General features: G+C 49.7%; 8 protein-coding genes. 3 read left to right on the top strand and 5 right to left on the bottom strand.

Going from position 1 to position 15,907, the window contains the following annotated elements:
- Nucleotides 1-66 precede the first annotated feature (66 nt).
- Nucleotides 67-1,449, bottom strand: coding sequence for an aldehyde dehydrogenase (locus DCC81_RS04815; protein WP_240612897.1), 1,383 nt, complete (start codon nt 1,447-1,449; stop codon nt 67-69).
- A gap of 103 nt (nt 1,450-1,552) precedes the next feature.
- On the opposite strand from DCC81_RS04815, the gene gatB reads away from it, so the two are divergent.
- From gatB to DCC81_RS04800, 3 genes are all read left to right on the top strand, one after another.
- A complete protein-coding gene (gatB, locus tag DCC81_RS04810; protein ID WP_108685449.1) occupies nt 1,553-2,998 on the top strand; it encodes an Asp-tRNA(Asn)/Glu-tRNA(Gln) amidotransferase subunit GatB in 1,446 nt (481 codons plus the stop codon).
- Nucleotides 2,999-3,023: 25 nt separating this feature from the next.
- Nucleotides 3,024-4,175 carry a TlpA disulfide reductase family protein gene (locus tag DCC81_RS26000; protein ID WP_108685448.1) on the top strand — a complete coding sequence of 384 codons (1,152 nt, stop codon included), beginning with the start codon at nt 3,024-3,026 and terminating at the stop codon, nt 4,173-4,175.
- A gap of 363 nt (nt 4,176-4,538) precedes the next feature.
- Nucleotides 4,539-6,824: a DUF5977 domain-containing protein gene (locus tag DCC81_RS04800; RefSeq protein WP_108685447.1), complete on the top strand. Its 2,286-nt coding sequence runs from the start codon at nt 4,539-4,541 to the stop codon at nt 6,822-6,824.
- A 178-nt stretch (nt 6,825-7,002) separates the two neighbouring features.
- Here DCC81_RS04800 and DCC81_RS04795 read toward each other — a convergent pair whose 3' ends face one another.
- The 4 genes from DCC81_RS04795 to DCC81_RS04780 all read right to left on the bottom strand — a co-directional run bounded on the left by DCC81_RS04795 (nt 7,003) and on the right by DCC81_RS04780 (nt 15,886).
- On the bottom strand, nt 7,003-8,412 hold the full coding sequence (locus DCC81_RS04795; RefSeq protein ID WP_394337116.1) for a RagB/SusD family nutrient uptake outer membrane protein: 1,410 nt from the start codon (nt 8,410-8,412) through the stop codon (nt 7,003-7,005).
- Between the two features lie 65 nt (nt 8,413-8,477).
- Complete coding sequence (locus DCC81_RS04790; protein WP_108685445.1) at nt 8,478-11,543, bottom strand: SusC/RagA family TonB-linked outer membrane protein; 3,066 nt, start codon at nt 11,541-11,543, stop codon at nt 8,478-8,480.
- Between the two features lie 1,130 nt (nt 11,544-12,673).
- Entirely contained in the window at nt 12,674-13,348 is a 675-nt protein-coding gene (locus DCC81_RS04785; protein WP_108685444.1) for a LuxR C-terminal-related transcriptional regulator, read from the bottom strand.
- A 189-nt stretch (nt 13,349-13,537) separates the two neighbouring features.
- A complete protein-coding gene (locus DCC81_RS04780; RefSeq protein WP_108685443.1) occupies nt 13,538-15,886 on the bottom strand; it encodes an efflux RND transporter permease subunit in 2,349 nt (782 codons plus the stop codon).
- Between the last annotated feature and the right edge of the window lie 21 nt (nt 15,887-15,907).

The raw sequence follows: 15,907 nt of genomic DNA, 5'->3' as shown, positions 1-15,907 counted from the left end.
TTTTGATATAGATTTAAGTGTTAGTATTCCTGTGCCCCGGCCTCGTACCGGGGCTTTTTTATGGTCTTACCGGAAAAATCTTTTTATCCACCGCAGCTTATTGCCAAAGGGCGGATACTTCACCGGTACATCCAGCCAGGTACCGGTTTTGATCATACTCTTGCGATGGGTAAAGGTTTCAAAACTATACTGCCCATGGTAGCGCCCTATGCCACTGGGGCCTACACCGCCCACGGGTAGTTCCGTATTGGCAAAATGGATGATGGTATTGTTCACACTTCCCCCGCCAAACCGCACCCGCGTGATCAGTTCCAGCTCCCGTTTCCGCTTGCCGGTAAAAATGTACATGGCCAGCGGGTAAGGATTATGAGCGATGATCTCCATGGCATCCTCCAGGTTTTTGTAAGGCAGCACCGGCAGGATGGGCCCAAAGATCTCTTCCTGCATTACCGTGGCGGTAAGTGGCGGATTGTCCAGCAGGGTGGGGGCAATAAAACGGCTGGCGCGATCTGTGGCCCCGCCGTGCAGGATGGGCGCCTGCTCCAGGTAAGGCAGCAGGGCATTGAAGCGCTTTTCATTGATAAGGCGGGGCAGGTCCGGGCTCTGGCTGGGATCTTCCCCATAAAACTGCACGATGTATTTTTTCATGGCCGTCACCAGCTTGTCCTTCACCTGCTCCTGTACCAGCACATAATCCGGCGCTACGCAGGTTTGACCCGCATTCCAGCATTTGCCCCATACAATGCGGCGGGCGGCTACAGCAATATTGGCCGTTTCATCCACCAGGCACGGGCTTTTGCCACCCAGCTCCAGGGTTACAGACGTGGGATGCCGGGCGGCCATGGCCATGATCTGCCGGCCCACCGGCACGCTGCCAGTAAAGAATACGTGGTCAAACCGGTACTGCATGAGCGCCGGCACTACCTCCTGGCCCTCGCCCTGCACCAGGCCAATGTAAGCCGGGTCAAAGGTTTCCGCGATCATGGCTTCCAGCACGGCGGCGCAGCGGGGCGCCAGCTCCGAAGGTTTGAGGATGGCGCAATTGCCCCCGGCAATGGCCCCGATCAACGGTGACAGCATGAGCAGCACCGGGTAGTTCCAGCTGCCAATGATGAGGGTAAGGCCCAGGGGCACCTTGTATATTTTGCTGTAACTGGGGTAGAACATGAAAGGCGAGGTGACCGCCTCCGGCTTCATCCAGTCCCCCAGGCCTGCCCGCATTTGGCTGATCTCCTTGTACACCACACCAATATCACTGGAAAATGCCTCCAGCGGCGACTTGTGCAGGTCGTCCCGCAAAGCCTGCATGAGGGAGGCCTCCCGCTGCTGCAGAGCTTTATACAGGCGTTTCAGCTGCCGGTCGCGGAAAGCATGGGGCAGGGTGGCGCCGCTCTCGAAGTAGGTCTTTTGCCGGGCATAAAGCGTAGCTATAGGCATAGTGTTTTCCATAATTGCAAACAATTTGGCCGCAATACAGGCAATTTAACAAATCTCCCCCGCTTTCGCCTTTCCGCTTATCTTTGTGGGGCACCTCGTATTGCATTCGAAAACAATGGTAGATTATTCAAAATATGAAACGGTGATCGGGCTGGAAGTCCATGCCCAACTGCTCACCGAAAGCAAGCTGTTCTGTGCCGATAGCGCTGCATTTGGCGGTGCTCCTAACACGCATATCAGCCCCATTACCCTGGGCTATCCTGGTACCCTGCCCATGCTCAATAAGAAAGCGGTGGAATACGCCATCAAGCTGGGCCTGGCCTGTCATTGCACCATTGAGCACAATAATTATTTTGCCCGTAAGAACTATTTCTACCCCGACCTGCCCAAAGGCTACCAGGTGTCACAACACACGGCGCCCATTTGCGTAGGCGGGCATTTAACGATACAGACCGAAGCCGGGGAACGCAGGATTGCGTTGAACCGTATCCACATGGAAGAAGATGCCGGCAAATCCATCCACGACCAGGATGACGATTTTACGCTGGTAGACTTTAACCGTGCCGGCGTGCCCCTGGTGGAGATTGTGACGGACCCCACCATCCACAGCGCGGACGAAGCCTACGCGTACCTCACGGAGCTTCGCCGGCTGGTGCGCTACCTGGGTGTGTGCGATGGCAACATGGAAGAAGGCAGCATGCGCTGCGACGCCAACATCTCCGTGCGTCTCCATGGCGATACCACACTGGGCACCAAGGTGGAAGTAAAAAACATGAACTCTATCCGTAACGTGAAGCGGGCCATCGAGTTTGAGGTAAAGCGCCAGATAGATCTCATAGAAGCCGGCGGCACCCTGGTGCAGGAAACCCGTAGTTTTGACGCAGCCACCGGCGGCTCATTTTCCCTGCGCTCCAAGGAGGAGGCCAATGATTACCGTTATTTCCCCGAGCCAGACCTGGCACCTTTCCATTTTACAGAGGCTTATATTGCAGGCATAAGGGCCACCTTGCCCGCATTGCCGGAAGAGCTCATTGCCCGGTATACCACCGTGTACGGCCTGTCTGAGTATGATGCCCGCGTGATCTGTGACGACAAGTCTTTTTCTGATTATTACGAACTGCTCATACAAGCTACCCCGCTTTATAAGGCTGCGGCCAACTGGATGCAGGGCCCGGTAAAATCCTGGCTCAATGACAACGGCGGCGATATTGCCACCTTCCCCGTGCCGGCGCCGGCCCTGGCTGCGCTGATCACCCTGGCGGATGAAGGCAAAGTAAGTTTCTCCGTAGCGGCCAAATCCATTTTCCCGGAATTGCTGCAACAACCAACGGAGACGCCACTGGCCATTGCCACCCGCCTGAACCTGCTGCAGGATAAAGACGAAGGGAGCATTGCCCCCATCGTGGACGAAGTGCTGGCCTCCCTGCCCGCCAAGGTAGCTGAGTTCAAGGCCGGTAAAAAAGGCCTGATGGCCCTTTTTGTGGGAGAGGTAATGAAACGCTCCAAAGGCAAGGCAGACCCGAAGCTGACCAATGCCCTGCTGGCGGAGAAATTAAAATAACCATATTTCAATACAACCATCTTATATGAAAAAAGCTTACCTCGCCCTGGGACTGGGCCTTACGCTGGCGGCTTGCAACCAGCACCCGGAAAAGGGAGATTTCAAGATCGATGTGCAACTGGACAATGCGCCGCTCACCCACATTACCCTGGACCAGCTGGGGATGAACGAGATAAAAGTGGTAGACTCCCTGACGCTGGCAGATGCCTCCGGCAAGTTCACGCTGAAAGGCATTGTGTCTGAAGAGGGCCTGTACCGCATTCACTTTGGCGAAGAAAAAAATAAAGATATCCTCCTGGCCCTGGATGCCGGCGACGTGCAGATCAAGGGTGACTACAATCACCTGGACAAGGTGACCGTAACCGGCTCTGAAGCTACCTCCGAACTGCAGGAATTTATGCGCCAGATGGATACGAAAGGCATGGCCCTGCAAAAGCTGGTGAGCGGCCTGGATACCCTGCAGGGAAAGAAAGGTGCAGACAGCCTGCTGGAAGCACGGTCCAAGGAAGCAGAAGCTGCCCGCCAGGCTTACATCCAGTGGAACATTGATTATGCAAAGAACACCAAATCCCCTGCGGTAGCGGCTTTTGCGCTGGGCACCAGCAGCATGGATGTGCTCCTGGAACACCAGAAGGACGTAGACGAGATCGCGAAAAAATTCCCGGCAAACAGCCTGGTAAAATCACTGGCCAGCGAAGTAGCTGAACAGGCAGACAAATCCAATACCGCCCAAGCTACCGCTGGTAACCAACCCGCCGTGAAGGCAGGTGATGAAGCGCCGGACTTCACGCTGAACACACCGGATGGCAAAACCGTAAGCCTTAAATCACTGAGAGGCAAATACGTACTGGTAGATTTCTGGGCCAGCTGGTGCCCGCCCTGCCGTGCGGAAAACCCCAACGTGGTAGCGGCTTTCAACGAATTTAAAGGCAAGAACTTCACGATACTCGGTGTATCATTGGATAAAGACAAAGCTTCCTGGGAGAAGGCTATTGCGGATGATCATCTTACCTGGACGCATGTGAGTGACCTAAAATTCTGGGATTCTAAAGTAGTAGGACTGTATGGAATTGAAGGTATTCCTTTTAACTTTTTGCTGGATCCGCAGGGTAAGGTAGTGGCTTCTAATCTGAGAGGACCGGCGCTGCAGGAGAAGCTGAAAACGGTGTTGCAGTAAGTAACGGTAGACCTGGCTGGGAAGAGGGCAGTGAAAAAAGTGCGTCCTCTTATTAGCAGTGTCAAAAAAGATCCGGTAAACTTTACGTTTTACCGGATCTTTTTTGTTATTAATAACTTGACGGTTAGATGCTCCTGCTTATTAGATTGTAATACACTAACGAAAAATAATATGCCAATAATCACTTTTTATTAAATTAGCTCTGGATTCATATTCTTGCTGTTTTAATCCCGGAAGTTCTGTATCCATTGGACCAAATCAAAGAACCCCTTATGTGCGTTGATTGCGTGGCCTCATTTTAATATCCCTTTGGTAAATCGAATACTTTGTTTTCCCAATTTTTAACCCGCTATAATCAATTTTATGTTACGATTCAAGAAACAATTGCCTATCCTGATGGCATTATGTGCCCTTCTATTTGTTGCCGGGAGTTGCCGCCGGCATGATCAATTCAATGATCCGGTATCCCCCGCAGCGCCTTCACCCCAGAAGGTATCACTCAAGCACATGCCTAACCCTTTTTCATTGCGCAATGTACAATTGGCCATGCAAACACTGAACAGGAAGACCAATGGGCGGGTAGCAGCAGACTGCCCCAACTGTTATCCAACGTATGTATATTACCGGATCAATCCCGCTAATGTTGACTCTAATGCAGTGAAGTTATTTCGTAATGACACCAGCATGTACCTCAATTCATTCCCTTTTGGTGATGGAGGCGTATACAATGACACCACGCTCACAGAAGATAACATCGCTCAATTGGAAGATGGTAACCTCTATGGCATTGCGCCTTTTGGTGACACGACCATTACGCGGCTAAAGAATATGTCGGCATTGAATTTTACTGCCCTGGATACACTTGTGCTCTTGCCGGATTCCAGCCAGCAACTGGCTGAACAGTCAATGCGACAGGTAGGCATGAATCTTAGTTTAAGGATTTGCCTGCTCAAAAAGCCACATGGATATGTCCGTACGGCGGATGACTATTATGGCTCCTCAGAACCGGTCAGAGGCATTAAGGTCTGGGCGCTTGCCTTTGGTATACCAGTTTCTACCCATACTGATGGAAATGGCTATTATGAGATCGGATTCAGGTTCTCTATTGGCTCTATCATGGGAACAGAGGCCAATTCCAGCCGGGTAAACATCAGACCGCTGGATTTTAGTGGACCGACAGGGTCAATTGACAATGCGCGTATACTGGCCAATCTTCTCATTGGTTCCGTGCACACCTATGGTGGCGTGAGCGCCTGCCGCATGGGTGATGGACTAAATATTACTTTTTCCGGTCATACACAACAACGGTACTGGGCTCATATTTTGAACGCTTACTATTTCCATGACCAATATTGTGCGCAGGAAAACATCCTTCCAGCTCCCAGTGGTATGACGGTATATGCGATTTGGAATAAATCTGCAGAAGTCGGTTCTGCTTCTACAATGATGATGGGGCACGCAAGTTTACCAATTGCTAACGTGGACATTACAAATTGGATAACTGGGTTCGTCAATCCACTTGGTAGTACAGATGCAGTTCCTCCCTTGCTGAGCAACGCCATCCGCGGATGGCTGCCCGATCAATCCTTCCAGGTTGGAGTAAATCCCCCTCCGCATTTCAGCACAGATTTTACGCAAATAGCTTTCCATGAACTTGGGCATGCATCGCAATACAGGCAAGTTGGTGGCTTATGGTACAGTGCAGTGGTAAACCGGGAAATTAACAATGGTGCGTCTAATCCTTACGGTAATGGCACAGAAACAAATGCCATCTATGTCGGTATGAGCGAAAGCTGGGCTGAGTTTATCGGAAATAAGTTTGCAACACGGCGCTATCCCAATGGCACAGATGCTGCGGGGACCGCATTTTCAGATAAACTTGAAACCCGGGAGACCTTTAAAAAGACGTTCATCCCCTCAGGCCTGTATTACGACCTCATGGATGCAACAAATACCAACCCGGTGGGAGAACCTTATGATAACGCTACTGGCCTTACCATCAACAGGATGTACTATGCCTTTGGTCCTTCTGTCACTTCCTGGTGCAGCTACGTTAGTGCTCTGACGGCCAGCGGAAGTATTCCTTATCTTTGGCCGCTGTTAACCCACTACAACATCGCCTGTGGCAACCGTTATTTGAGTACGGCAATCAATACAACACTGCAAAAACAAGGTTGTTCTGCCCCGTCAGTCGGGAGCATGGTGGCAATCAATTTTCCGGAGGGTTATGCCTCAAGTACAATATCCCAAGCAGATGCTAACGCACAAGCTGCGGCAGCCGCACAAGCCTACGCAAACGCACAAGGCACCTGTATTGGAGGCGTGTACGTAAAGTTGACATACCTTCACCAGCGAACGCTGGCGGATGGTACTCAAGAAGCCGATATTACCCTAAACTTCTTTTCTGATCCTGCAGGCACCATTCCGTATAGTGTAAGTGGCCTAACTGTAAATGTGGTAGATAATGTACTTAACTGTCCGGGCGGCAATTGCACCCCTTCGACCAATAATTATCATCCGGTAGCCACTGGCGCAGTTGTTGAAATGCTCCATCAGGCAGAAATTTTCTATAGCAGTACCACTACAGATGACTATCGCTCGCACGATTTTGAGATCCTCCCGGGGGCAGGGTATACCGCAATAAATTAGGTATTGCGATTAATGAGGAACGTGTCTCATTGGTCATTAAAACCGTACCTCCCGCGTGACGGCGATCCGCTACACAAAGCCAATGCGCATGTAGAAGCCCTGCTTTGATATACCGGTATTAAAAAGCCCCGGCCTGCACATGCAGCCGGGGCTTTCAATTTTTAAGTATCGCACCAAATTAGTAACCGTAGTTCTGGAGATTTCCTTTGGAAGCGTTGATAGAGTTCTGATCAATTGGCAGTGCCCACAGATGGCTGTCAACCGGCATAGACAAAGCAGTAGACGGCCAGGATCTTACCTGGTTTACGGAATAACCGCTGGTGGCTGAAGATCTGGCGATAGGCACATCCTGTCTTTTCAGATCAACAAAACGGTCGCCTTCAAATGCCATTTCCAGTCTTCTCTGGAGCTGGATTGCATTCAGCAGGGCAGTACCGGTTTCGGTTCCCGGAACGTAGTCAGAATAACGCTGTGCACGCAGGGTGTTCAAGTCAGCCAGGGCCAGTACAGGCTGGCTGGTTCTGGCATAAGATTCAGCGCGGATCAGCAGCACATCTGCAACGCGCATCAGCTTCACATCGTTCAGGTTCAGCGTACCTGTACCACCTTTTCCGAGGTATTTCACCACTAATTTATTGCTTATACTATTGTACACAGAGTCTTTGAAATAAGTAGGTCTGCGTATGTCTGTAGCAGTATATAGGTTGTAAAAGTCCAGGGTAGGCACCTGCTCTGGCTTGTTAGCCTGACCCAATACTGTACCGATATTGATCTTATCCACGTCCAGGATCTTCAGTTTGAACAACACACCATTGTTGGTAGCATCTGTCCAGATCTTCGGAAAGTCAGCATAAGAGCCTACGTTGGGAGAACCACCCAGCGCCGCGCTGGCAGCAGTGATCGCCTTGTCGTACTCACCACGGTAGAAATATGCTCTTGCCAGGTAACCATTGATACCGGCAAGGCTGATGCGACCATTGGTAGTAGCGCTGGCAGTAGATACAGACGGATCTACCAGGGAAGCAGCCTGCGTCAGGTCGGCTACGATGTTGTCGTACACTGTTTTAATATCATCTCTTTTGGGAGATTCAGTGTAGTTCGGAACGGTTTTCACATAAGGAATACCGAAATCGTTGGCGCCAGGAGTAGCTGTATAACGAACACCAAACAGGCGAACCATGTCAAAATGCACGACTGCTCTCATTGCCAATGCCTGGGCCAGGTAGTCGCTTTTAGCGGTGCTGTTCGGCAGGTTGTCAATGTTGTTAATGATCTCATTCGCAGCGCGGACGATGCCATAACCCTGTTGGAAAAAAGAAGTGGTGGACAGGGGTGTATAAGTCCAGTTAGCGAATGTCTGACCGGTACCGCGGCTTTGGCTGAACGGGATAGCATTATCTGCCAAGATATCATTTGAAACCACAAAGCTGAAGCCATCACCCCCGCCATAATAGCCCGAAGCGTTGGTCATTTGCTTGTATACACCGTTAACGGCATATTGGAACCCGGCTTCATCCTTCAACACAACCTCGGGCGGCAGCGCGTTGTAAGGTGTTTGGGTTAATTCTTTGTTGCAACCTGTTGCCATAAGCGCGAGGCATGCAGTACCATATATAATTAATTTCTTCATCTTGATGTCTTAGTATTAAAAAATTAGAGAGTTACATTGATGCCTACTGTCCAGGACTTGTAGTTCGGGTAAGAATACAAGCTGTACACACCGTTGATGTAAGCACTACCAGTGATCGGGCTGGTTGGATCAGACTCAGTGGAGCCAATGCCCACTTCGGGATCCCCCTTGTAATGCGGGCGGTAAGTAGCCAGGTTATGACCGGTAGCATAGAGGCTCAGGCCTTTGATCACCTTGGTACGGGCCAACACATTGGCAGGTACCGAGTAAGACAGGGTAACATCCCTCAAACGGATATAATCACCTTTCTGCAGCCAACGATCAGAATCGTAGAAATTAGAGTTATAAAGAACAGGCTTAGGCTGTACATTCTTATCGCCTGGCTTTTTCCAGTAGTTAAACGCATCTGTAGACATCCACGAGCTTACATTGTAGCCATCAGCCAGTGCATTCTCATAAATGATGTTGTAAATGTAGTTGCCACCAGCATAGTTCGCAGACGCAGCCAGGAAGAACTGTTTCCATCTAACATCCAGGTTCAAGCCACCGGAGTAAGTCGGATTGGGCGATTTACCATCCAATACCTGAGAATAGCTGGAACTGTAAACGTTGGTCACTTTACCATCGTTGTCATAGTAGAGCGCATCGCCGTTGTTCGGATCAGTACCAGCAGAACGTACCATGTAGAAGTTCAGGTAAGGTTTACCCACTTTCAGGGTGGTATAACCGTCTGGCTGCGGAATTTCTTCATTCGGCTTGCCAGTCAGTTTGGTTACACGGTTTTTGTTAAAGGCGATATTACCACCAAATGTTACGTCCAGATTCTGGGATTTCACAAACTGATATTTGAGTGCCAGTTCCACACCGGTGTTCTTCATGGAACCAAGATTCAGCAGAATATTGGTAAAGCCCACGGTGGAGGGGATGGGAACAAGCTGCAGCAGGTTTTGCCTTTTCTGATCGTAGTAATCAATTGAACCGGTCAGACGGGAGTCAAATGCAGCGAAATCAATACCAAGGCTGGTAGTGGTTTGTTTTTCCCAGGCCAGGTCCGGGCTGGGCAACTGAGAAGGCTTAGCAGCGGAAGAACCGTTGTAGCTGGCGAAGTTGTACAGTGACTGGGAGTTGTAGTTACCGATATTGAAGTTACCGGAAGAACCAATGCTTCCTCTTACTTTTAACGTGTTGACCCATTCAATATTGTGCATGAATTCTTCCTTGGCAACATCCCATGCAAGACCTACAGAATAGAACGTACCATATTTAGTGTTGCTACCGAAGCGGGAAGAACCATCCCTTCTGATAGAACCATCAACAAAATATTTCTCTTTATAATTGTAGCTACCGGTGGCAAACAAGCCCCAGAGCGTCCAGTCATTCTTAGAGGTTGTAGCCGTCTGCGGGGAAGCTCCATTATCCAACGTGGTCAGATCCGGAGAAGCAAAACCCTTCTGACTCATGGAATATGTTTTCTGGTGGTTCTTGGTAAACTCAGAACCAACCAACAGACTTACATTATGATTTTCATTGAATGTATGCCGATAGTTAGCCGTATTGGTCCATACGTAGTTAAACGTCTGGAATCCAGCATCCGTTTTGTTGCCAGTTGGCTTGCCATTAAGTATATTATCCAGGTAAGAACCAGGCTGGGTATACGCTTCAGACTGGTAATCCACATACTGTAAGCCTATCTGGGTTTTTACTTCCAAATCGCGGATGGGATGTACTGCTGCATAATAAGTACCGCCACCGTAATTAGTGATGTTGAAAGACGGATTATGTTTCAGCGCTTCCATAATGGGGAAACCATTAACAGTCAGATTGTAACCCTTGTAATTGTCAACGGTGCTATCCATCACCTGTTCATACGGATTGGTAGTGTATGCAGCCACAAAGGGGTTCTGCGCATTATAACGGTCGCGCAGTGCATTGATCCTGTAGCTGGAGAAAGAGGTATTAGTACCCAATGTCAGCCATTTCTTAGCCTTATAGGTCAGGTTAAGACGGCCACCGGTACGCTTGAAGGATGATTCACGGAGTATACCATCCTGCTGAGAGTGGTCCAGGGATACATAGTAGTTGAATTTGTCATCAGCACCGGCAATAGATATCTGGTTCTTCAACAGGGTAGCGTCCTGCATAACTACATCAAACCAATTGGTGCTGTGTGCTTCCAGGTTTGCCCATTCACCTTTCAGTTTGTCCATCGGTACAGACTGGATATCGGTAGAGTTAGGATCATAGCCATTTTCGGACATCCAGTTGGAGATGTAATAGTTGGTGAAGTCCAGATCATACTCATATTGCAGTTTCTGTGCGGTAGACATCATCTTGTAGTTATCCTTGATACGGGATTGCTGGCCATATTCGGTATTTACCTTTACCACAGGCTCACCACCCTTACCCTTCTTGGTAGTAATCACTATTACGCCATTTGCACCTCTTGCACCGTAGATGGCGGAAGAAGACGCATCCTTCAGGATAGTCAGGTCAGCGATATCATTCGTATTCAGAGCGTTGTAAGCGCGGGTATCCGCTATTACGCCGTCGATCACAAAGATAGGATCAGAACCTGCCGCCAGCGATCCTACTCCACGGATGCGGATGAAAGCGTTTTGTCCGGGAGCACCATTCTGAGCTGTGATCTGTACACCGGCAGCTTTACCCTGCAATGCGTTACCAATATTGAGCACTGGGATATCCTGTACCTTTTTTGCATCCACAGTAGCAATAGCACCAGTAAGGCTGGTACGTTTCACCGTCTGATAACCAGTTACCACCACTTCATCCAGTGCAGCAGTGCTTTTGTTTAAGCGCACCGTAACAGCGCCGTCCTTTATGGCAGCCTTCGCTACGTCGTAACCTACATAGGAAACTTCCACTTCCTCTTTACCAACAGGAACATTCAGCGAAAAGCTACCATCAGCAGCAGCCTGTGTACCTACGTTAGTACCTCTAACGCGTATGGTGGCGAAAGGTACAGGGTTACCTGATTCATCCAGAACTTTACCGGTCACGTGCCGGGATTGGGCGATTACCTGCAGTACGCTGAATACCGCAAGCACGCACAATAGTAGTGCTTTCTTCATAAGCAAATTCAGATTTTGATTTTGATTTTTATTTTCAATTATTATTCGACATACTATCGATCAATGCACGCTGGGTTTGTTGTGGTTAGAAACGTCTGTCCAAAAGAGAATTGATGGAATTCTCCACTAAGGTAATAGTCGAAATTAATCACAGTTGAATACAAGGTTCACAAATGCTGTAAGCGTGTTGATACTGTTTTTTTCAAATGCAGCCTCCAATTATTGGCTACTCTATTTAGATTTTGTTGATCTGTCTCCAAAATGTTGATAAACTAAACTTCAAATCTTCCTCATGCCCCCTCTTTTATGGGGCCATAAATTTGAGCTTGGGCAGCGTTGTAAACGACTTAATTAACGAAAACAAATTAAACGGTGCCGCAACGAACACGGTTCCAAATTAGGGAAAAAAATTTAACAAAATACTAGGGTACATGAAAGTGCTATACCGGAAATAATGTTTAAACCGGGTTTTGACAATCATTGTTTCATCACTGCCCGATATGCTGAATCCTTATCTGTGCTGATTTTTTTAACGTTTTGATAACATTTATCTCCGCTGTTGGGGCTGCAAGGGAAAAGGAGTGATCATTAACAATTCATTAACAAAACAATTCTTCCTCTATAGCATTAAATCCGTCTATTCTTGTCAAGTCAGGCCAATGATGAAAGGTTGTTGCCCATCCCTGGCCCAGCACTCTCTCGAAAATGGCCAGGTCATCAATTAAGGAAGGTAACCGAAAATAATACCTGGTTTAGCAAAACAGTCCAGGCTGCCAACGGACATCGAGCATGTAGCTCTTCCATGTTAAAATAATAAACGGGCAACAGGAATGCCGCCCGTAATTCATCAACCAAAATCTAAATCTCTCGATTTAGAAGAAACTCTTTATTGTTTAGAATTAATTCATCTCCAAGTGCACGGGCGTCCGGTCTCGTTACACACAGTAATACCTGGCTGGCATGCTGCCTTCATTACCCGGATACCTTGATTAGCGTGTTATCCTCATTACACGAGCAGTCATCTTACCCTTCACACAACCTACCTCACCTGCACCTGCAACGCCCTTCCCCAGCATTCACATGCCGTTACGCAGCGATTGCCAGCCCGGAAAAACCCGGTCACCGCTTACTTACGCCGTGAGCAAATGCAGCGGCTGCTCCTTCAGCAGCGTAAGCAGGATCGGAAACAGGTCCTCCTCCCGGTGGTTATAACGGAATTCGCATTCCCGCAGGTGCAGGTACACGGTGCCGGAATTCAGCCCCTTGAACTTTACCAGCCGGTGGCGGGTAAGGCCCCAGAAAGCTTCTATCCCTTCCGATGCCTGTACAGCCGGTGCCGAAGCACCCTTCCGTACATTGTACAACCGGTACTGGCTCAGATCTGCTACACCTTCATACTCCTCTACCAGGGCTGCGTCATCTGGTTGCAACCGTCCCTTGCCCAGTCCCTGCAGCAATGCAGGCCCGGCCTCCGGGATGATCTCCGTGTGCACACGGTCATTTACCTTGAAAATGCCCACAATAACGGGCTTGCGCAGAGGGGGTGGCGGCGTAATATCGCCCGGGGGATCTGGGGTCAATAACAGCGCTGAAGATACCTTGTGAGGCATAGCCGCCTGCAACAGGGATTCATTATGTAGCGCTATCCGCTGACGGATCTTCTTCAGGTAACTATTTACGGTTACCCGGCTCACGGCACTGATGTCCGCGATCTGTGTTGCGGTTAAATCCTCCGCAAACAGGCTCAGCAACTCCCTAAACTTGCGTTCAGAAAGGTGCGCTCCTTTCGAGTACTTATTTTTCATTAATCTGTGGTTAAGAATGGCGTAATAAACATCATACTTTTTTATTACAATCACCCATCCTTTGTTATAAACGGCACTATGTAAGTGACGAATGAAGGCCACTAGATTATTTTGGAGAAAGGGCGCAAACCCTTGCTGCACCAAGGGTTTACCCGTTATAACAAGCAACTTTTGGTTGTAGGAATGTACCTACATTTTCCTGTTAGCCACCTTGCCGTTCGTGGTCTTTTCCAGCCACAAAAGGAAACTGGGCAGGATGGTCAGGTTCGTCACCATGGCCAGCACCAGCGTCAGCGAAGTGAGCCAGCCCAGCGCCCGCGTGCCCCCGAAGTCAGAAAAGCTGAAGATCATAAAACCCGCAAAAAGGATCAGCGAAGTGTAAATGATGCTCAGCCCGGTTTCCCGGATAGTTTGCTGCACCGTTTCCCCGATGTTGCCCTGGTGATGGGGCAGCTCCTGCTTAAAGTTCACCAGGAAACGGATGGTAACATCTATGGCAATCCCCAGCGCTATGCTGAACACCAATACCGTGGAAGGCTTGATGGCAATGCCACACCAGCCCATCACCCCCGCCGTAACCACCAGCGGAATGAGATTGGGTACCAGCGCTATCAACAGCATACGCCAGGAACGGAACAGGTACAGCATACAAAAAATAATGAGCACAAACGCCAGCAGGATACTGTCTACCAGGCCATGTATGATAAACCGGCTGCCTTCCAGGAAAATAATGCTGGTACCGGTAAAGGTCACTTTGTATTGCGCTGTGTCAAACAACTGGTTCACTGCCGGCCGCAGGGAATCCAGGATAAGTGGCAACCGCTGTGAGCCCACATCCGCCATGCTTACACTCACCCGCGCCACCTGCCGGCTGCTGTCCATGAAGGAGGCCAGCAGCTTGCTGAACAGGGCACTGCCACCACCCGCCTCACTGCCCGCATTTTTCATACGCAGGTAGGGCGCCAGGAACGGTACGTCAAACTGGTTGGGAATGCTGTAACTGGCCGTATCCCCGTTGTAATAGGCCTGCTTCACGAACTTGATCCCTTCTGCAATGGACAGCGGCCGGGCAAATTCCGGCAAAACCGCTATCTGCGCAGAAAGACTGTCTATCTTTTGCAACGTGGGCAGGCTGATCACCCCGTTTTTCTTTTTGGTGTCAATGGCAATTTCCAGCGGCATTACGCCCTTGAAATTGCGCTCAAAGAATTTCAGATCGGTGTACAGCTTATCGGTATGCGGAATGTCGTCCACGATAAACCCTACGGATTGCAACCGCCACATGCCCACCACGGCCAGCACCAGCGACACTAACGTGATCGCATACACGATCTTGCGGTATTGGAACACCAGCTTGCTGATGGCAGCCAGCACCCCGTTAAAGAAGCGGCTCTCCAGGTAAGTGGTATGCCTTGTTTTAGGCGGAGGCAACAAGCTCAGTACCACCGGCAGGAAAATGAAAGAGATCACGAAGATCCAGAGAATGTTTAACCCCGCTACCACACCGAACTGCTTCAGCAGGGTGCTCTTCGTAAAATAAAACACGCCGAACCCAATGGCAGCAGTGATATTGGTGAATAACGTAACAATACCCATCCGTGCAATCATGCGCACGATCGCTGTTTGCTTATCCCCCGTCTTCGCATATTCTGTATGGTATTTATTGAGAAAATACACGCAGTTGGGAATGCCTATCACCACGATCAGCGGCGGGATGATACTGGTAAGCAGCGTGATCTTGTAGTGGAAAAGCACAATGGTAGCTACAGACCAGATAACGCCCATGGCTACTACCACCATGGACATCAGCACCGCGCTTACAGACCGGAAAAATGCAAAGAGGATGGCCGCCGTGAGCAGGAATGACAGTACCAGGAAGAACTTCAGCTCGTCTGCCACCCGGGTGGCCATGGCCGTGCGGATAAGCGGCAGCCCGCTCATGTACACCTCCTCCTGCTGCTGCTTGCCAAAAGTAGTGGCCATGGTAGTGATCTGCTTTACCACCACGTTGCGCCGGGCAGAGCTCATCACATCTTTGTTAATGCGTACGGCCATCAGGTAACTACTGGTCCGGGGATTATAAAGTTGTCCCGTGTAAAAAGGTAACCGGTGAAAGAGGCCCACCGCACTATCCAGTTGTGCGACCGTTTGGCCTTCCGGGAAAACCGCCACAGGCACCAGTTTGTGGGTACTGTCGTTCTTCACCAGGTTTACCGCGCCGGCCACGCTGAGGATATTCTCCACACCAGGCACCTGCTTCAGCCCTTTGGTGAGCTTACGGTAAGCGTCAAAACGGTCCGGTGCAAAAAAATGCGGGTCCTGCACGGCCAGTACCAGCAGGTTCCCATCTTCACCAAATTGCTGGCGGAACTGCAGGTATTCGAGATAACGGGGATTATCAGTAGGAATGGCGCCACCAAACTCGTAGGACAACTGTACCTTACTGGCGTAATAGCCCATGAGCGCTGTGCTGCCCAGCAAAAGAAAGAGGAGTAATAAACGGAACCGGAGCACAAAACCAGCGAGGCGTTGCCACATAAAAGATTTTTGGGTTTTGAT

The organism is Chitinophaga parva, assembly GCF_003071345.1.
GTDB classification, from domain to species: Bacteria; Bacteroidota; Bacteroidia; order Chitinophagales; family Chitinophagaceae; genus Chitinophaga; species Chitinophaga parva.
The sequence above is the reverse complement of the archived record's forward strand: the minus strand, read 5'-3'. Positions and strand labels throughout refer to the sequence as shown.